Below are 17,058 nucleotides of genomic sequence, written 5' to 3'. Positions count from 1 at the left end.
CCGTGATAACGCGCATGGCCCCGCACCGGATCGGGGCGGGGCCATGCAGGTCAACACTAATCAGTTGAACAAGCCGTAGAAGAATAGACGGATGCTATCCCACATGCGGCGGAAGATACCACCCTCCTCGACAGCGTCCAGGGCGATCAGGTCGGCGCTGTGCACCACCTTGTCGTCCAGTTTCACTTCGACTTTACCGATCACGTCGCCCTTGGCGATTGGCGCGGTCAGTTGCGGGTTCATGGTCATGCTCGCAGCGAGCTTTTTCAGCTGGCCTTTTGGCAGGGTCATGGTCAGGTCTTCAGCCAGGCCGGCCTTGACTTGACTGGTGGTGCCCTTCCACACCGGGGCCTGAGCCAGTTCGGTGCCCTTCTGGTAGAAGGTCTGGGTTTCGAAAAAGCGGAAGCCGTAGGTCAGCAGCTTCTGGGTTTCAGCAGCACGGGCCACTTCGCTGTTGGTGCCGAACACCACCGCGATCAGACGCTGGCCGTCACGTACCGCCGAGGACACCATGCAGTAGCCGGCTTCGTCGGTGTGACCGGTTTTCAGACCGTCAACGGTCTTGTCGCGCCACAGCAACAGGTTGCGGTTAGGCTGCTTGATGCCGTTCCAGAAGAACTCTTTCTGCGAGTAGATCGCATAGTGAGCCGGGTCTTCGTGGATGATCGCGCGGGCCAGGATCGCCATGTCGTGAGCCGACGAGTAGTGCTCAGGGTTTGGCAGACCGGTCGGGTTCATGAAGTGGGAGTTGGTCATGCCCAGATCGGCGACCGTCTTGTTCATCAGGTCGGCGAAGGCATCTTCGCTACCTGCGATGTGCTCGGACAGCGCGACGCTGGCGTCGTTGCCGGACTGGATGATGATGCCGTGCAGCAGGTCGCTGACGGTCACTTGCGAGCCGACTTTGATGAACATCCGCGAACCGCCGGTACGCCAGGCGTTTTCACTGACGGTCACCGGGTCGTTTTCACCGATCTGGCCACGACGGATTTCCAGCGTAGCGATGTACGCGGTCATCAGTTTGGTCAGGCTGGCTGGCGGCAGACGCTGGTCACCGTTGTTCTCCACCAGCACGTTGCCGCTGCTGGCGTCCATGAGCACGTAGGCTTTTGCAGCCAGTTGAGGTGGCGACGGCATCATCTCGGCCGCGAAGGCGGCTGGCGAGAGGAGCAGCGGGACTAGCAGACACAGGCGTTTGGCAAAGGTGGTGATGTTCATCCGTCTCTCGAAATCGCTAATGGAAACTTGCCCGAGGGCAAAACTATTCAGACAGCCTTCTAACGGGCCATCGCGTGTTCAGTTGCTCACTCCAGTCACCCTTGCCGGGCTTTTGTTCTTCGACGAGCCAACAACCTGGTTCACCCCCCAAAACCGCAAGTGAACCGTCAATCAAGTGCTACGTTTCTTACTCTGTGACCACGCTCGGCGAACCGAGGTTGGCCAGGCGCACGCTGTTCTGCACCTGGGCGATTTCACCCGGCGACCCGATCGGCCCCAGGCGTACCCGGTGCAGGGTCTGCTGATTGCGCACGATCGAGCTGATGAACACCGGAGCGCTCACCATCCCGCTGAGCTTCGACCTCAGGAGTTCTGCAGCGTCCGGGTTGGCGAACGCGCCCACCTGCAGATACTGGCCAGACGCTGGTGCAGAAGCGTTTTTTTTTGCGCTGATCTGTACAGGGACAGTGTCAGAAGCATGTTGCTGTGGCGGCGGCGTCCACTGCTCGATGGTACCGGCCGAAGCCGTGATCACCGGGGCGCTATTCTGCGCGACTTGCGGCTCGTTGAGCATCAGAGGCGCCGGACGGCCCTTGGCGGCCCACCATTGCTGTGGATCGATGCCCTCGACCTTGACCCGCGCGGTGCCGATTTCGGCATAACCGAGTTTCTTGGCGGCCGCGTAGGACAAGTCGATGATCCGGTCCGAATAGAACGGGCCGCGATCATTGACCCGCAGGATCACGCTCTTGTTGTTGTCCAGGTTGGTCACCCGAACGTAACTTGGCAGTGGCAGAGTCTTGTGCGCGGCACTCATGCCGTACAGGTCATACACTTCGCCGTTGGCGGTGTTCTGCCCGTGGAACTTGGTGCCGTACCAGGACGCCGTGCCCGAAGCCACGTAGGTCTTGGATTCCTGCAACGGGAAATAGGTCTTGCCCAGCACGGTGTACGGGTTGGCCTTGTACGGGCCGGTGTGCAGGGTCGGCGTGGCGTCCGGAATGCGCGAAACATCCACATCCCACCACGGCGCGCCATCTTTATGCGCGCGGTTGATGTCCAGACCCGGCTGCGCACGCACCGCGGTAGTAGAGGAGGTTTTCTGAGTGGGCGCGCGACTGGTCGAACAACTGACGACCAGCGCCGCCAATGCAGCGAAAGCCACCAGCTTCAGGGGTTTATTCATAGGCAATGCCCGCATTACTTGACGCCCCGTGCTTTTACCAGCTCTTCAGACAGTTGATATACGGCCATGGCGTACATCACGCTGCGGTTATAACGCGTGATCGCGTAGAAATTCTTCAGGCCCATCCAGTATTCAGGGCCGTTGTCGCCTTCGAGGCGAAATGCAGTAACCGGCATATCATCGCGCAGCGCATCATGACTTGACCAGCCCAGCGCCCGCAACTCTCCAACCGTCTTTGTCGGTTCGATCCCGGTGGTCAGGCCGTCGTCGACCTGCTCGCCACGCACATCCGCGCGACTGACCACCGGCTCGCCGGCGACCCAGCCGTGGCGCTTGAAATAGCTGGCAACGCTGCCGATCGCATCATCCGGATTGGTCCAGATGTTGATGTGACCGTCACCGTCAAAATCCACCGCATAGGCGCGAAAGCTGCTCGGCATGAACTGCGGCAAACCCATCGCTCCGGCGTACGAGCCCTTGAGAGTCAACGGATCGACCTGCTCCTCACGGGCCAGCAGCAGGAACTCACGCAGTTCCTTGCGGAAAAATTCGGCACGGGGAGGATAGTCGAAACCCAGGGTCGACAAGGCATCGATCACCCGATAATTACCGGTATTACGTCCGAAAAAGGTCTCGACGCCGATGATCGACACGATGACTTGTGCCGGTACGCCGTATTCCTGCTCAGCGCGGGCCAGTACTGCCTCGTGCTGACGCCAGAAGTCCACACCGCGGGCGATGCGCGCGTCGGTGAGGAACATCGGGCGGTATTCTTTCCACTGTTTGACGCGCTCGGCAGGTTTGGAGATGGCGTCGAGAATTGCCTGCTTGCGCTGGGCCTCGCGAAACACCGCCATCAGTTGCTCACCGGCAAAACCGTAGTCGCGGGTCATTTCACCGACAAACTCGGCCACCTGCGGCGAGCCTTCGTAATCGCCGGCCAGCGCTTCCTGCGCGCTGCCAAGGATGCCGACCAGGCCGACCCATGGCGCGTATCGAGTCGCCCAGCTGCGCATGACTTGCATTGAACTCTTCACCTTATTCAAACCTGTGCGATCCACTTGCGATGCGTATGAATCGACATCAAAACCCCAAACGCTGACAGCAGTGTCACCAGCGAAGTTCCTCCGTAGCTAATGAAGGGCAACGGCACCCCCACCACCGGCAACAGGCCACTGACCATACCGATGTTGACGAAAACATAAACAAAAAACGTCATGGTCAGCGCGCCGGCGAGCAATTTGCCGAACAGCGTCTGCGCCTGGGCGGTAATCACCAGGCCGCGACCGATCAACAACAGATAGATCAGCAACAGCGCGCAGATGCCCACCAGGCCGAACTCTTCGCCCAGTACGGCAATGATGAAGTCGGTGTGGCTTTCCGGCAAAAAGTCCAGGTGCGACTGGGTGCCCAGCAGCCAGCCCTTGCCGAACACGCCGCCGGAACCGATGGCGGCTTTCGACTGAATGATGTTCCAGCCGGTGCCGAGCGGATCGCTTTCCGGGTCGAGGAAAGTCAGGATCCGCTGCTTCTGGTAGTCGTGCATGATGAAGAACCACATGGCGATCGCCACGGGTACGGCGGCGGCCAGCACGCTGAGGATCCAGCGCCAGCGCAGCCCGCCCATGAACAGCACGAACGCGCCGCCGGCCAGAATCAGCAGCGACGTACCGAGGTCGGGCTGCCGCACAATCAAAATGAATGGCACGCCGATCAGCAGCAGGCTGATGCCAACGTGTTTGAGCTGCGGCGGCAGCGTGCGCTTGGACAGGTACCAGGCAATCGTCGCCGGCATCAGGATCTTCATGAACTCCGAAGGCTGGAAGCGAATCACCCCGGGTATGTTGATCCAGCGCGTGGCGCCCATGGCGTTGTGGCCCATGATGTCCACCACCATCAGCAGCACCACCCCGACCACGTAGCCGAGCGGCACCCAGCGGGCCATGAAACGCGGTTCGAATTGCGCGATGACGATCATCGAAACCAGGCCGATGCCGAACGACGTGGCTTGTTTGCCCAGCAGGTCCCAGCTCTTGCCGCTGGCCGAATACAGCACGAACAGACTGCCTGCGGCGAGGATCAGCAGCAGGATCAACAAAGGACCATCGATATGCAGACGTTGCAGCAGCGTCGCACGGCGACGCATCACATCCTCGCTGGAGAGCATGCGATCAAAATTATTCATCACGGGCCGTAGCCTCCGCACTGATAGGACCGGCGTATTCGGCCTTCAACCGACCATCCTGGTCCAGAAGCCAGGCATCCATCACCTGGCGCACCACTGGCGCGGCGACACCGGAGCCGGATTCACCGTTCTCGACCATCACCGAGACCACGATTTTCGGGTTGTCGGCCGGGGCGAACCCGACGAACAAGGCGTGGTCGCGGTGGCGCTCCTGAACCTTGGAGCGGTCGTATTTCTCACCTTGTTTGATCGCCACCACCTGCGCCGTACCGGACTTGCCGGCGATCCGGTATTGCGCACCGATCGCCGCCTTGCGCGCGGTACCGCGAGCGCCGTGCATTACCTGCTGCATACCGTGGTTGACCTTGGTCCAGTCCGACGGATCGCGCAGAATGATGTCCGGCATCGGGTTCTCGTCCAGCGGTTTTGCGCCTTCGATGGTCTTGGCCAGGTGCGGCCGGTTCCAGATGCCTTTGTTGGCCACCAGTGCCGTGGCCTGCGCCAACTGCAACGGCGTGGACTGCATGTAGCCCTGGCCGATCCCCAGAATCAGGGTTTCGCCCGGGAACCACGCCTGTTTGCGGGTCGCGCGCTTCCACTCGCGGGACGGCATCAGGCCGGGGGATTCTTCGAACATGTCCAGCGAGACCTTCTGGCCGATGCCGAACTTGTTCAGGTAGGCCGACAGCCGATCGATGCCCAGCTTGTGCGCCAGGTCATAGAAATAGGTGTCGTTGGACCGCATGATCGCCGTATCGAGGTCGACGAAACCGTCACCGGTACGGTTCCAGTTGCGGTACTTGTGATCGTAGTTGGGCAGCATGTAGTAACCGGGGTCGAAGACCCGGCTCGACGCTGTCACCACACCGGCATCGAGGCCGGCAATCGCCACCGCCGGTTTGATCGTCGAGCCCGGCGGATACAGACCGCGCAGCACCCGGTTGAACAGCGGCCGGTCGATGGAATCGCGCAGCTCGGCATAGGCCTTGAAGCTGATACCGGTCACGAACAGGTTCGGGTCGAAACTCGGCTGACTGACCATCGCCAGCACTTCGCCGGTTTTCGGATCCAGCGCCACCACCGCACCCCGACGCCCGCCGAGCGCGGCTTCCGCCGCTTCCTGCAGTTTGATGTCGAGGCTGAGGACGATGTCCTTGCCGGGAATCGGATCGGTACGCTTGAGTACGCGCAATACGCGGCCCCGGGCGTTGGTCTCGACTTCCTCGTAACCCACCTGCCCGTGCAGTTCAGGCTCGTAGAAACGCTCGATGCCGGTCTTGCCGATGTGATGGGTGCCGCTGTAGTTGACCGGGTCGAGGGTCTTCAGCTCTTTCTCGTTGATCCGCCCCATGTAACCCACCGAGTGCGCAAAATGCGCGCCCTGCGGGTAATGGCGTACCAGTTGCGCAACCACTTCCACCCCTGGCAGGCGGAACTGGTTCACCGCAATCCGGGCGATCTGCTCTTCGGTCAGCTCGAACAGGATCGGCACTGGCTCGAACGGCCGGCGCCCCTGTCGCATGCGTTTTTCGAAGATCACCCGGTCCTCGGGCGTCAGCTGCAGCACTTCGACGATCACGTCGAGCACTTGCTGCCAGTCGCCGGAGCGTTCGCGGGTCATGCTCAGGCTGAAGCTGGGACGGTTGTCCGCCACCACCACGCCGTTGCGGTCGAAGATCAGCCCGCGAGTCGGCGGAATCGGCTGCACATGGACGCGGTTGTTTTCCGAAAGCGTCGAGTGGTACTCGTACTGGATCACCTGCAAGTAGTACAGCCGCGCAATCAGTACGCAGATCAACAGCATGACCGCAACGGCCCCGAACACGACGCGACTGCGCACCAGGCGGGCGTCCTTTTCGTGGTCCTTGATGCGGATCGGCTGAGACATGAGGGCAGGACTACTTGTGGTAAGGGTGACCGGACAGCACGGTCCAGGCACGGTACAGCTGTTCGCCGATGAGGATCCGCACCAGCGGGTGCGGCAAGGTCAGCGGCGACAACGACCAGCGCTGATCGGCGCGGGCGCAGACTTCCGGCGCCAGCCCTTCGGGGCCGCCGACCATGAAGTTGACCGTGCGCGAATCCAGCCGCCAACGGTCGAGTTCGACCGCCAGTTGCTCGGTGCTCCAGGGCTTGCCGTGGACTTCCAGCGTGACAATCCGCTCGTTCGGCCCGACCTTGGCCAGCATGGCTTCGCCTTCCTGGCGGATGAAACGGGCCACGTCGGCGTTCTTGCCACGGGTATTGAGCGGAATTTCCACCAGTTCCAGCGCCAGCTCGGACGGAAGACGCTTGGCATATTCATGCCAGCCTTCTTCCACCCACTTGGGCATGCGTGAACCGACGGCGATCAGTCGCAGTCGCACAGCAATCCCTTACAGCTGGTCTTTGTTGAGCTTGGTGAAGTGCTCGTGGGTGTTTTCCGGGCTGTGGTGCTTGGCATCTGCCGCACGGCTTTGCTCGGCACCGGCCCACAGGCGCTCCAGGTCGTAGAACTGACGTGCCGAGGCGGTCATCATGTGCACGATCACCAGGTCCAGGTCGAGCAGTACCCAGTCGCTGTCGCCCTTGCCTTCTTCGCCCAGCGGCTTGGCGCCCTGCTTTTTGACTTCTTCGCGGACCTTGTCCAGCATCGCGTTGATCTGGCGATTCGACGTACCGGTAGCGATGATCATGTAGTCAGTGATGCTCTGCTTGTCGCGAACATCGATGATCTGGATGTCTTGTGCCTTGACGTCTTCCAGGGCTGCCACGGCAACCTTGACCAGCTCGTCGCCCTTGAGCGGCTCGTTGGTGTTGGCGACTTCTGGCAGCGGTGCGCTCTTGAACGTGCCTTTGCGCTTAACTTTGCTTACATCTTTGTCGGTCATATAAAACTCGTTTTGCTCATGTATTCGGCGGCTTGGCGATACGTGGATTCGTATCAGTGAAGCACGCCTTGTTCAGTTCGACGCACGGTACAGACCGTGCGCATCGATGTAGGCCAGGACCGCGTCGGGCACCAGGAAACGTACCGACTTACCGCTGGCCAGCAGTTGACGGATCTGGGTGGCGGAAACCGCGAGCGGTGTCTGCCAGACGAATGCAATCTGTCCGCTCGGCCCTTTCAGGGCCAGCGGGTCGCTCACCGAACGCGCTGCCAGCAGGTTGCGCAAGGCATCCGGCGGTTCGCTGTCGGCGTCCGGGCGCTGTAGCACCAGGATGTGGCAATGCTGGAGCAACTCTTCCCAGCGGTGCCAAGTGGGCAGGCCGCAAAATGCGTCCCAGCCCAAAAGCAGAAAAACCTGGGTCTCAGCGGCCATTTCGGCACGCATCAACTCCAGGGTATCGATGGTGTAGGACGGTTTGTCCCGCTGCAATTCGCGGGCGTCCACCACCAGCGGCGGCACGCCGGCCACCGCGCACTCGACCATCGCCAACCGGTCCTGCGCCGACACCTGCGGCGTATCGCGGTGCGGCGGCCGGGCGCTGGGCATCATGCGCAGCTCGTCGAGCAGCAGCGCTTCGGCCACTTCCAGTGCACCGCGCAAATGGCCGATGTGCACCGGGTCAAACGTGCCACCCAGGACGCCAATGCGTCGGGGCTGCGACTCGCTGCCGGTTTGCGGCACTGTCAGGTCGAGGTCGGACAAGTCAGACCGTCGCCTGGCCGCGCAACTGGCCATCACCGACCACGATGTACTTCTCGCAGGTCAGTCCTTCAAGGCCCACCGGGCCACGGGCGTGCAGCTTATCAGTAGAAATGCCGATCTCGGCACCCAATCCGTATTCGAATCCATCGGCGAAACACGTCGGGGTATTGATCATCACCGACGCCGAGTCGACTTCGGCCACGAAACGACGGGTGTCCGCGAGGTTTTCGCTGACGATCGAATCGGTGTGGTGCGAGCCGTAATGGTTGATGTGTTTGATCGCCTGGTCCAATCCGTCAACCACACGAATCGACAGAATCGGCGCCAGATACTCGGTGCTCCAGTCGTCTTCGCTGGCCGCCACGGCGTCAATGACCGCCCGGGTACGCTCGCAGCCACGCAGCTCGACGCCTTTTTCGCGGAACTGCGCAGCCATCGACGGCAGGAAATCCTTGGCAACACGTTGATCGACGAGCAGGGTCTCCATCGCGCCACAAATGCCATAACGGTAGGTCTTGGCATTGAAGGCGATGCGCTGGGCTTTCGGCAGATCGGCGTGGGCACTGACATAGACGTGGCAGATGCCGTCCAGGTGCTTGATCACCGGCACGCGGGCATCGCGGCTGATGCGTTCGATCAGGCCGCGGCCACCGCGCGGCACGATCACGTCGACGTACTCGGGCATGGTGATCATCGCGCCAACCGCCGCACGATCAGTGGTTTCGACCACTTGCACCACCGCTGCCGGCAATTCGGCCTCGGCCAGACCGCGCTGAATGCACGCGGCAATCGCCCGGTTGGAATGAATCGCTTCGGAGCCACCGCGCAGGATGGTCGCGTTGCCCGACTTCAGGCACAGGCTGGCGGCATCGATGGTCACGTTGGGACGGGATTCGTAGATGATCCCGATCACGCCCAGCGGCACACGCATCTTGCCGACCTGAATACCGGATGGGCGAAAGCTCATGTCGCGGATCGCCCCGACCGGGTCCGGCAGTGCCGCGACCTGGCGCAAGCCGACGATCATGCCGTCGATGCGTGCCGGGGTCAGTTCCAGACGTTCCAGCAGCGCCGGCTCCAGGCCGTTGGCGCGACCGGCGGCCAGGTCCTGTTCATTGGCTGCGGCCAGCTCGGCGCGCGCGGCGTCCAGGGCATTGGCAGCAGCCTGCAGGGCGCGGTTTTTCTGCGCGGTGCTGGCACGGCCGATGACCCGGGAAGCTTCGCGGGCGGCGCGACCCAATCGGGTCATGTAGTCAAGAACGGACTCAGTCATGGTCTGCTGGGGTCTTGGCAAAGAGGAAAGCGGCAGATTATAGCTGTCGCGTCCCGGGACTAACAGCGGTGACAGGCGGATGGTCGAAATGGACCGCAATTTGCCGACGTTCAGCCGTAATTAAGTCTCGGATTGTTATCATCACGACCTCCTTCGCCTGGATAAACACCGTTTGCCATGTCCAACCTGACCGTTCGCGCCACCGCCGAGCGCCTGCCACTGGGCCTTCCGGACGCTTTTTTCGACCGTGATGCGCAAGTGCTGGCTCGCGACCTGCTCGGTAAAGTCATCCGCCACCGGGTCGGTGATCTGTGGCTCAGCGCCCGGATCATCGAAACCGAAGCCTATTACTGCGCGGAAAAAGGCAGTCACGCGTCCCTCGGCTACACGGAAAAGCGTAAGGCTTTGTTTCTGGATGGCGGGCACATCTATATGTATTACGCCCGCGGTGGTGATTCGTTGAACTTCAGCGCCCAGGGACCGGGCAACGCCGTGCTGATCAAATCCGCCTATCCCTGGGTCGATGAAATCAGCGGGCCGGCGAGCCTGGCGCAGATGCTGCTGAACAACCCCGATGCACAGGGCCGTCCACGCCCTTCGCAAAAGCTCTGCGCCGGCCAGACGTTGCTGTGCAAGGCACTGGGCTTGAAGGTGCCGGCGTGGGACGCCAAGCGTTTCGACCATGAATGGCTGTTGGTGGAAGACACTGGCCCGGCGCCGTCACAGATCATTCAGACGACCCGGCTGGGTATCCCCCAGGGCCGGGATGAACACCTGATGTACCGTTTCGTCGACGCCAGCTATGCACCATGGTGCACGCGGAACCCCCTGCGCCGGGGTCAGGTCGAAGGGCGCGATTACTTGCTGCTGCCGGGGTTAGAGGCAGGTCTGAAGTAAAAGGAACTCACTGCAGGAGTGAGCCTGCTCGCGATAGCGGTGTATCAGTCAACGAAGAAGTCGACTGACCAGGCGCCATCGCGAGCAGGCTCACTCCTACAAGGATCAATTGAAGATTTGATGGAGTGGTTTTATGGGCCCATGGCTCGATAGCGTGACCGGTTGGCTTGCCGCCAATCCGCAGTGGCTGGCGGCTGCGGTATTTATCGTCGCATTCGTGGAGTGTCTGGCGATTGCCGGGATAATCGTGCCTGGCACCGTGCTGTTGTTTGCCGTGGCCGTCCTGGCCGGCAGCGGCGCACTGCCGTTGAGCGAAACCCTGCTGCTGGGCTTTCTCGGCGGGCTTCTGGGCGATGCGGTGTCGTATTACCTCGGCCGCCATTTCCACCAGAACATCCGCCGTTTGCCCGGCCTGCGCCATCACCCGGAATGGATGGCCGGCGCTGAAACCTACTTCCAGCGTTACGGCATCGCCAGCCTGCTGGTTGGCCGTTTTATCGGCCCGTTGCGCCCCATGCTGCCGATGGTCGCCGGCATGTGCGACATGCCCTTCGCGCGCTTTGCCGCCGTCAGCCTGCTGGCCGCTGCCGGCTGGAGTGTCGCCTATCTGCTGCCAGGCTGGGCCACCAGCGCGGCAATCCGCTTGCCGTTGCCGGAAGGTTTCTGGCTACAGGCCGGGATCGTCGCCGCCAGCATCGCGGTGATGGTCGGCCTCAGTGTCAACAGCAGCTTGCGCCGGCATCGCCGGGCCACATTGTGGATCAGCAGCATGAGCCTGCTGATTCTGATCGGCCTGTTCATCGGCTATCCGTATCTCTCGGCACTCGATCAAGGTGTGATGACGCTGGTGCAGGAACACCGCCAACCGGCACTGGATGAAATCGCGGTCACCTTCACGCTGATCGGCGAGTTCCGCAACATGTTCATCTTCAGCGCCTTGCTGACCGGCCTGCTGTTGCTGTGCAAACAATGGCGTCAGGCTATTTTCGTGGGTGGCACACTGTTGTTCACGGCGCTGGCGAATACCGGGACCAAACAGTTCTTCGCCCGGGTACGACCGGAAGTCCTGACCGAACCGCTGACCAGTTTCAGCATGCCCAGTGGTCACGCATCGGGGTCGTTTGCGCTGTTTCTCTCCCTCGCTGTGCTGGCCGGACGCGGCCAGCCGCCACGCATGCGCCTGACGTGGCTGCTGCTCGGCTGTATTCCGGCACTGGCGATTGCCTTGTCACGGGTGTACCTGGGCGCGCATTGGCCGACCGATGTTCTGGCCGGCGCAATGCTGGCGGCGTGCGTCTGCGCGGCAGCCCTGTGGCTGAGTCAACGCCAGATGCCACTCGCCCCCTTGCCGCCAAAAGTCTGGTGGCTGGTGTTGCCGGCGCTGGTCGCACTGTTCGGTTTCTTCGTCCTTCGGCATTTACCGCATACGATGTTGCGTTACGCCTATTGATGGCAACGTTGATGAGGCGCCGCCGAGACAGTCAAATCGAATCGGCTGGCGCTCATCATCATTAGCCTTCGGGTCTTTCGATAACTTTCAGAACAAACGTAACTGGCTTGTTGTTGAACGCATCATGCTTGGTCATATTCGGATCAACGTCCTTGAAGTAGCGCTTGCCATTTTCATGGGCCAGGTATATCGCGCCCCGCCCGTCAACCGCGAGAGCAACATAACAAGGGCCTTTATCAAGATCACTGAACCGCGCACTCTCCACATCATGTTTTACCAACGTGAATTGACGACTCTGAACCACATCACCGACAAAAACATGGCGAGCAGACTTACTGATCGCCAGATACCCCTCATCATAATCGCCTTTTAAAATCGTTTGGATTGTGTACTTGTCACCTTGCGGCACCAACCGGAACAACAGAGGCTTATCGTCTTCATGATCTGCCAATGTCAGAAAGTCCGAACCCTCGCGGCTCGCCAGAGCAACCTCGACCTCCAGTCGCTCACGCCTGGTAATCCGCACATCGCGCAAGCGCTGCTTCAAACGCTGCTGATTAAGAACGACCGGCAGGCCATCCACGTAAAGATTTACAGTAAAGGAATTGCCATTGATTTTGATCGGAGACATAAAAGACACTCACGCAGACGCCATACTGCCTACAAACTGCAAATGGCCGTAATTATTGAAACATGCAGTTTATTTGGAAGCGCCATCCATCCTGAAACTGGCTGCCGTTACTGACACCCGGGGCATATCGCCTTCAGGAATTCTTCCCGCCCTTCGTTTACGACGAGCGACGACCATCAGATCAGCGTAAACACCTGCAGCCTCAATAACCTTTGAAACGTTTTGATCGGTGTCTGCGTGTTTGAAAATATACTTCCCGGCTATGTCATCCCAAAACGCCCATTCATCCTCGTAAACCGTCATGATTCCATCCTTATCTTTATTAAAACCATCAACTTCTTGTTGATGAATAAAAAGTAAGATAAAGACAAAACCAAAACAATGCTGGCAAACACACCAAGTTAATTCAAAGTAAAACTACGCGAACAACTCGCCTTGCAACTCATCAAGTAACGCCTGAATAGCATCCAGCCGCTGCTGCGGATCGTCGAGTTGCAGCAGGTCGATCTTGTCCTCTTCGGCGAACGGCAGCAGATAGGCCAGTTGATTGGCCAGTGACTGCTGGCCCAACGCCTCAGTGCCCATGTTCAAAGCCTCGACCATCGGGTGCTCGGCCAAGGCCTTGAGCAGCGCCACCAGATCAGCGTCCTCGTCCTGGAGCGGTTGCTCGGGTTCGTCGTCCAGCCACTCGACGTCGGCCAGGATCAACTGATCGCGCTGCACTTCGGTGCGCAGCACCTGAAAACGCCGCCCGCCCTGCACACGAATCCCCAGCAGACCGTTGTCCTGTTGCTGGAAATCAGTGATCCGCGCTTCGCAGCCGACCAGAGCAAAGCCTTCTGGCGCGACGCCGACTTCGTGGCCGTCGAGGATGCACACCACGCCAAAGCCGACGCCCTGTTTCATGCAGCGACCGATCATGTCCAGATAGCGCGCCTCGAAGATCTGCAAATCGAGATTGCAGCCAGGAAACAGCACTGTGTTCAGCGGGAAAAGCGGCAGACTCATAGACATTTCCTTACACCACCATCGACACCGCCAACGGCAGGAACACCGCCGTGGCCACGCCCATCAGACTCATCGCCAGCGCCGCGAAGGCGCCGCATTCATCGCTTTCCTGCAACGCCACCGAGGTGCCGACCGCGTGTGCGGTCATGCCCAGTGCCATGCCGCGCGCCTCGGGGCTGTGCACGCCGAGCCGGGTCAGCAACGCCGGACCGAAGATCGCGCCGATCACCCCGGTGATCAACACGAACACCGCCGCCAGCGCCGCGACTCCACCGATCTGCTCGGCCACCAGCATGGCAATCGGCGAGGTCACCGACTTCGGCGCCATGGTCATCAGAATCATGTGCTCGGCACCGAACCACCAGCCGAGCAAAACGCCCATGCCTGTCGCGACCACCCCGCCTATCACCAGCGTAGTAAAAATCGGCCAGAACAATTGGCGGATACGCTTGAGGTTGAGATAGAGCGGCACCGCCAGCGCCACCGTCGCCGGGCCCAGCAGAATGCTGAGGATCTCGGTGCTCTTGCGGTACTCGGCGTAGGTCAGGCCGCAGCCGACCAGCACGCCGATCACCAACAGCATCGAGACCAGTACCGGTTGCAAAAAGATCCAGCGGGTTTTCTCGAACGCCGCCAGCACCAGTTGATAGGCACCGAGGGTGATGCCGATGCCGAACAGCGGATGATGGATCACCGAGGCCCACGCCCCCTGCCAATCGAACAGCATCAGGACTCCTCCGAGCGGTGCGCGTGGCGCTTGACCAGCCGCTGCATCAGCACCCCGGCGAAGGCCATCGACAGGATCAACGACAGCACCAGTGCGCCGACAATCGCCCAGAAATCGGCGGCAATGTCGCTCGCATAAACCATCACGCCGACGGCGGGCGGCACCAACAGCAACGGCAGATAACGCAACAGGCTGCCGGCCGCGAGGTTCAGCGGCTCGCCGACTTCGCCGCGAATGATCAGGAACACCAGCAACAGCAGCAGGCCGATGATCGGGCCCGGCAGCACCGGCAACAGCAAATGGTTGAGCGCCGTGCCGAGCAGTTGGAACAGCACCAGCATGGTCAGGCCACGTAACAACATCAGACATCTCCCCCCGCAAGTCCTCGGCATTATAAGCACGGCAGCGCTATGGATCGGCATTCGCCAAAAGCATGGTCAGTTGACCGGAGCAAATCGCCATGATGATCTACAGTGGTTCGCAGGGCGGTCAAATCCCCCACCTGAAAAACTATAAAACCGATGAACCCAAGGAGAGTCTCAATGCCCTATGTTCCCGTTGCAGAGCTCAAAGATTATGTCGGCAAGGAACTCGGACGTTCCGAATGGCTCACCATCGATCAGGAGCGCATCAACCTGTTCGCCGAAGCCACCGGGGATTACCAGTTCATTCACGTCGACCCGGTCAAAGCCGCGCAAACGCCATTTGGCAGCACCATTGCCCACGGTTTCCTGTCACTGTCGCTGATCCCCAAACTGATGGAAGACATCCTCGTGCTGCCGCAAGGCCTGAAGATGGTGGTCAACTACGGCCTGGACAGCGTGCGTTTCATCCAGCCAGTGAAGGTCAATTCAAAAGTCCGCCTGAAGGTCGACCTCGCCGAAGTCACCGAGAAGAAACCCGGGCAATGGCTGCTCAAAGCCACCGCCACGCTGGAGATAGAGGGCTCGGACAAACCGGCCTACATCGCCGAGCCGCTGTCGCTCTGCTTCGTTTGATTGACCGGATGCGAAACGGCGCACGCTGTTTCGCATCAGCGCTGTTTTCCCGGCTGTATAAGGTCACATAGCTGCGGCATACTCGGTCGCCTAATTGCCCGGATCCCGCTATGCGCTCACTCGCTTCTCTTGCCCCCCTTGCCCTGACCCTGATGCTCACCGCGTGCGGCGACGGCGAATCGCTGCTGCCTCCGGATGCGCGCCTGCCGGACGGCGGACGCTATCGCGGCGAACTGGTCAACGGCTTGCTGCAAGGCCAGGGCCGCGTCGACTACCCCAACGGCAGCTGGTACGCCGGGCAGTTCGACAAGGGCCAATGGCACGGCCAGGGTGAGTGGCACGGCAGCAACGGCGAGGTCTATCGCGGCCAGTTCCAGCAGGGTCTGTTCGATGGTCAGGGCAGCCTGACCACCAACGCCAGCAGTTACACCGGTGGTTTCAAGCAGGGTCGACGCGACGGCGAAGGCACCCTCAAGGAAAACGCCATGACCTACCGTGGCGAGTTCAAGGCTGATCAGTATTCCGGGCTGGGCCGTCTGGAAATGGACGACGGCAGCTCCTATCAGGGCCAGTTCGCCCACGGTAAACCCAACGGCGAAGGCCAGCGCGGCGACGCCAGTGGCAATACGTTCAGCGGCCATTTCGTCAACGGCCAGCTCGAAGGCAACGGCACCTTCAACAGTGCCGATGGCGACATCTATGTCGGCGGCTTCAAGAACAGCCAGTTGCACGGCAAGGGCCGCTATGAAAACGCCGATGGCGACGTCTGGCTCGGCCAGTTCAAGGAAGGCGCGCTGACCGGCAAGGGCGAATTGATCGGCGCCGACGGCAGCCACTACGTCGGCTACTTCAATGACTGGCGTTTCAGCGGACAGGGCCGATTGAACCTGTCTGACGGCAGTTTCTACATCGGCGAGTTCGACAGCGACAGCTACGCCGGGCGCGGCACCCTGGTGCTGACCGATGGCACCGTGCTCAGCGGCACCTGGATCAACGGCCAGCGCGTGCGTGACGCTGACGGCAAGCTGTTGCCCGACACCCTCGAACTCGGCCTGCTGGCTCAGGGCCGCCTGCTCGACAACGCGCTGGCCGCCGTGCCCGCCTCGACCCCGGCGGTGGAGCTGTACACCCTGACCCTCGGCGGCGACGGCAAGCAAAGCGTGTTCCTGCGCGAATCGGACTACGTCGCCAACATGCTCACCACGCGCTTCGGTGCCTATGGCCAGATTCGTCTGGTCAACCACCGCGAACATCTCGCCGACCGGCCGATGGCCACCCGCGAAAACCTGCGCCGTGCCGCGCAGACCCTGGCCGAACGCAGCGGCCCGGAAGACCTGATCTTCATCTACCTGACCAGCCACGGCACTGCCGAACACGAGCTGGTGCTCGACCAGCCGCGTATGGAACTGGCCGACCTGCCCGCCGACGAACTCGCAGCCGTGCTCGCCCCCCTGAAAAATCGCGACAAGGTGATCGTGATTTCCTCGTGCTACTCCGGCGGTTTCATCCCCGCGCTGAAAGATGAGCGCACACTGATCATGACCGCGTCGCGTGCCGATCGCGTGTCGTTCGGCTGCTCGGAAGAAGCCAACTTCACCTACTTCGGCGACGCCTTGTTTGCCCAGGCGCTGAACCAGACCGACGACCTGGAACAAGCCTTCAAACTGGCCAAGGCCACCGTTGCCGAACGTGAACTGGCGGACAATTTCGAAGCCTCGGAACCACAGATCTGGGCGCCCAAGACCGTGCTGTCGCACTGGCAACTGCTACGCAAACAGCAAGCAAGAAAAGCGTTGCAAAGCGCTGCATTGAACGACGGAGCAACAAACAGCAACTAAGCTGAACAGTATCAA

Annotated in this window: 18 protein-coding genes; 4 read left to right on the top strand and 14 right to left on the bottom strand. The window is 60.9% G+C overall.

Features of this window, described 5'->3' with window-relative positions:
* Window positions 1-60: 60 nt before the first annotated feature.
* The 9 genes from HBN98_RS26085 to HBN98_RS26045 all read right to left on the bottom strand — a co-directional run bounded on the left by HBN98_RS26085 (window position 61) and on the right by HBN98_RS26045 (window position 9,494).
* Window positions 61-1,218 (bottom strand): D-alanyl-D-alanine carboxypeptidase family protein, encoded by a 1,158-nt coding sequence (locus HBN98_RS26085; protein WP_003228546.1) that lies wholly within the window; start codon window positions 1,216-1,218, stop codon window positions 61-63.
* A 187-nt stretch (window positions 1,219-1,405) separates the two neighbouring features.
* The gene (locus HBN98_RS26080; RefSeq protein WP_083367819.1) at window positions 1,406-2,419 is read right to left on the bottom strand and encodes a septal ring lytic transglycosylase RlpA family protein; all 1,014 of its coding nucleotides are present in this window, start codon (window positions 2,417-2,419) and stop codon (window positions 1,406-1,408) included.
* Window positions 2,419-3,429 carry a lytic murein transglycosylase B gene (gene mltB / locus HBN98_RS26075; RefSeq protein WP_083367818.1) on the bottom strand — a complete coding sequence of 337 codons (1,011 nt, stop codon included), beginning with the start codon at window positions 3,427-3,429 and terminating at the stop codon, window positions 2,419-2,421. The genes HBN98_RS26080 and mltB overlap by 1 nt, the downstream gene beginning before the upstream one ends.
* A gap of 17 nt (window positions 3,430-3,446) precedes the next feature.
* On the bottom strand, window positions 3,447-4,550 hold the full coding sequence (rodA, locus tag HBN98_RS26070; RefSeq protein WP_049827977.1) for a rod shape-determining protein RodA: 1,104 nt from the start codon (window positions 4,548-4,550) through the stop codon (window positions 3,447-3,449).
* Between the two features lie 31 nt (window positions 4,551-4,581).
* Window positions 4,582-6,477 (bottom strand): penicillin-binding protein 2, encoded by a 1,896-nt coding sequence (gene mrdA, locus HBN98_RS26065; RefSeq protein ID WP_064589398.1) that lies wholly within the window; start codon window positions 6,475-6,477, stop codon window positions 4,582-4,584.
* A 10-nt stretch (window positions 6,478-6,487) separates the two neighbouring features.
* On the bottom strand, window positions 6,488-6,955 hold the full coding sequence (gene rlmH / locus HBN98_RS26060) for a 23S rRNA (pseudouridine(1915)-N(3))-methyltransferase RlmH (protein WP_003185785.1): 468 nt from the start codon (window positions 6,953-6,955) through the stop codon (window positions 6,488-6,490).
* 9 nt (window positions 6,956-6,964) lie between these two features.
* Complete coding sequence (rsfS, locus tag HBN98_RS26055) at window positions 6,965-7,459, bottom strand: ribosome silencing factor (protein ID WP_007960601.1); 495 nt, start codon at window positions 7,457-7,459, stop codon at window positions 6,965-6,967.
* Between the two features lie 72 nt (window positions 7,460-7,531).
* A complete protein-coding gene (gene nadD / locus HBN98_RS26050; RefSeq protein WP_082920360.1) occupies window positions 7,532-8,254 on the bottom strand; it encodes a nicotinate-nucleotide adenylyltransferase in 723 nt (240 codons plus the stop codon).
* Window positions 8,223-9,494, bottom strand: coding sequence for a glutamate-5-semialdehyde dehydrogenase (locus HBN98_RS26045; RefSeq protein ID WP_064589400.1), 1,272 nt, complete (start codon window positions 9,492-9,494; stop codon window positions 8,223-8,225). Before HBN98_RS26045 ends, nadD begins: the two co-directional genes overlap by 32 nt.
* A gap of 177 nt (window positions 9,495-9,671) precedes the next feature.
* Between HBN98_RS26045 and HBN98_RS26040 the strand changes: the two genes are divergently transcribed.
* Window positions 9,672-10,391: a DNA-3-methyladenine glycosylase gene (locus tag HBN98_RS26040; RefSeq protein WP_083367817.1), complete on the top strand. Its 720-nt coding sequence runs from the start codon at window positions 9,672-9,674 to the stop codon at window positions 10,389-10,391.
* 133 nt (window positions 10,392-10,524) lie between these two features.
* Complete coding sequence (locus HBN98_RS26035; RefSeq protein ID WP_083367816.1) at window positions 10,525-11,841, top strand: bifunctional DedA family/phosphatase PAP2 family protein; 1,317 nt, start codon at window positions 10,525-10,527, stop codon at window positions 11,839-11,841.
* A gap of 61 nt (window positions 11,842-11,902) precedes the next feature.
* On the opposite strand, the gene HBN98_RS26030 is transcribed toward HBN98_RS26035, so the two are convergent.
* From HBN98_RS26030 to HBN98_RS26010, 5 genes are all read right to left on the bottom strand, one after another.
* Window positions 11,903-12,472, bottom strand: coding sequence for a hypothetical protein (locus HBN98_RS26030; RefSeq protein WP_083367815.1), 570 nt, complete (start codon window positions 12,470-12,472; stop codon window positions 11,903-11,905).
* Between the two features lie 69 nt (window positions 12,473-12,541).
* Complete coding sequence (locus HBN98_RS26025) at window positions 12,542-12,775, bottom strand: hypothetical protein (RefSeq protein ID WP_064589404.1); 234 nt, start codon at window positions 12,773-12,775, stop codon at window positions 12,542-12,544.
* Window positions 12,776-12,889: 114 nt separating this feature from the next.
* Window positions 12,890-13,480 carry an LON peptidase substrate-binding domain-containing protein gene (locus tag HBN98_RS26020; protein ID WP_064589405.1) on the bottom strand — a complete coding sequence of 197 codons (591 nt, stop codon included), beginning with the start codon at window positions 13,478-13,480 and terminating at the stop codon, window positions 12,890-12,892.
* Window positions 13,481-13,490: 10 nt separating this feature from the next.
* Window positions 13,491-14,207: an LrgB family protein gene (locus HBN98_RS26015; RefSeq protein WP_007960614.1), complete on the bottom strand. Its 717-nt coding sequence runs from the start codon at window positions 14,205-14,207 to the stop codon at window positions 13,491-13,493.
* Window positions 14,207-14,569: a CidA/LrgA family protein gene (locus tag HBN98_RS26010; protein WP_064589407.1), complete on the bottom strand. Its 363-nt coding sequence runs from the start codon at window positions 14,567-14,569 to the stop codon at window positions 14,207-14,209. The genes HBN98_RS26015 and HBN98_RS26010 overlap by 1 nt, the downstream gene beginning before the upstream one ends.
* A 180-nt stretch (window positions 14,570-14,749) precedes the next feature.
* Between HBN98_RS26010 and HBN98_RS26005 the strand changes: the two genes are divergently transcribed.
* On the top strand, window positions 14,750-15,205 hold the full coding sequence (locus tag HBN98_RS26005; protein WP_003228575.1) for a MaoC family dehydratase: 456 nt from the start codon (window positions 14,750-14,752) through the stop codon (window positions 15,203-15,205).
* Between the two features lie 110 nt (window positions 15,206-15,315).
* Entirely contained in the window at window positions 15,316-17,043 is a 1,728-nt protein-coding gene (locus HBN98_RS26000; protein WP_064589408.1) for a C13 family peptidase, read from the top strand.
* Window positions 17,044-17,058: the final 15 nt, after the last annotated feature.

Origin of the sequence: Pseudomonas koreensis, from assembly GCF_012986595.1 — a bacterium.
GTDB lineage: Bacteria > Pseudomonadota > Gammaproteobacteria > Pseudomonadales > Pseudomonadaceae > Aquipseudomonas > Aquipseudomonas koreensis.
This window is presented reverse-complemented; position numbering and strand designations above follow the sequence as displayed.

What these genes read in the sequence shown, in the direction of transcription:
- HBN98_RS26085 (WP_003228546.1), bottom strand. Translation starts at nt 1,218, where the DNA reads ATGAACATCACCACCTTTGCCAAACGCCTGTGTCTGCTAGTCCCGCTG.
- HBN98_RS26080 (WP_083367819.1), bottom strand. Translation starts at nt 2,419, where the DNA reads ATGCGGGCATTGCCTATGAATAAACCCCTGAAGCTGGTGGCTTTCGCT.
- mltB (WP_083367818.1), bottom strand. Translation starts at nt 3,429, where the DNA reads ATGCAAGTCATGCGCAGCTGGGCGACTCGATACGCGCCATGGGTCGGC.
- rodA (WP_049827977.1), bottom strand. Translation starts at nt 4,550, where the DNA reads ATGCGTCGCCGTGCGACGCTGCTGCAACGTCTGCATATCGATGGTCCT.
- mrdA (WP_064589398.1), bottom strand. Translation starts at nt 6,477, where the DNA reads ATGTCTCAGCCGATCCGCATCAAGGACCACGAAAAGGACGCCCGCCTG.
- rsfS (WP_007960601.1), bottom strand. Translation starts at nt 7,459, where the DNA reads ATGACCGACAAAGATGTAAGCAAAGTTAAGCGCAAAGGCACGTTCAAG.
- nadD (WP_082920360.1), bottom strand. Translation starts at nt 8,254, where the DNA reads ATGGCCAGTTGCGCGGCCAGGCGACGGTCTGACTTGTCCGACCTCGAC.
- HBN98_RS26045 (WP_064589400.1), bottom strand. Translation starts at nt 9,494, where the DNA reads ATGACTGAGTCCGTTCTTGACTACATGACCCGATTGGGTCGCGCCGCC.
- HBN98_RS26040 (WP_083367817.1), top strand. Translation starts at nt 9,672, where the DNA reads ATGTCCAACCTGACCGTTCGCGCCACCGCCGAGCGCCTGCCACTGGGC.
- HBN98_RS26035 (WP_083367816.1), top strand. Translation starts at nt 10,525, where the DNA reads ATGGGCCCATGGCTCGATAGCGTGACCGGTTGGCTTGCCGCCAATCCG.
- HBN98_RS26030 (WP_083367815.1), bottom strand. Translation starts at nt 12,472, where the DNA reads ATGTCTCCGATCAAAATCAATGGCAATTCCTTTACTGTAAATCTTTAC.
- HBN98_RS26025 (WP_064589404.1), bottom strand. Translation starts at nt 12,775, where the DNA reads ATGACGGTTTACGAGGATGAATGGGCGTTTTGGGATGACATAGCCGGG.
- HBN98_RS26020 (WP_064589405.1), bottom strand. Translation starts at nt 13,480, where the DNA reads ATGAGTCTGCCGCTTTTCCCGCTGAACACAGTGCTGTTTCCTGGCTGC.
- HBN98_RS26015 (WP_007960614.1), bottom strand. Translation starts at nt 14,207, where the DNA reads ATGCTGTTCGATTGGCAGGGGGCGTGGGCCTCGGTGATCCATCATCCG.
- HBN98_RS26010 (WP_064589407.1), bottom strand. Translation starts at nt 14,569, where the DNA reads ATGTTGTTACGTGGCCTGACCATGCTGGTGCTGTTCCAACTGCTCGGC.
- HBN98_RS26005 (WP_003228575.1), top strand. Translation starts at nt 14,750, where the DNA reads ATGCCCTATGTTCCCGTTGCAGAGCTCAAAGATTATGTCGGCAAGGAA.
- HBN98_RS26000 (WP_064589408.1), top strand. Translation starts at nt 15,316, where the DNA reads ATGCGCTCACTCGCTTCTCTTGCCCCCCTTGCCCTGACCCTGATGCTC.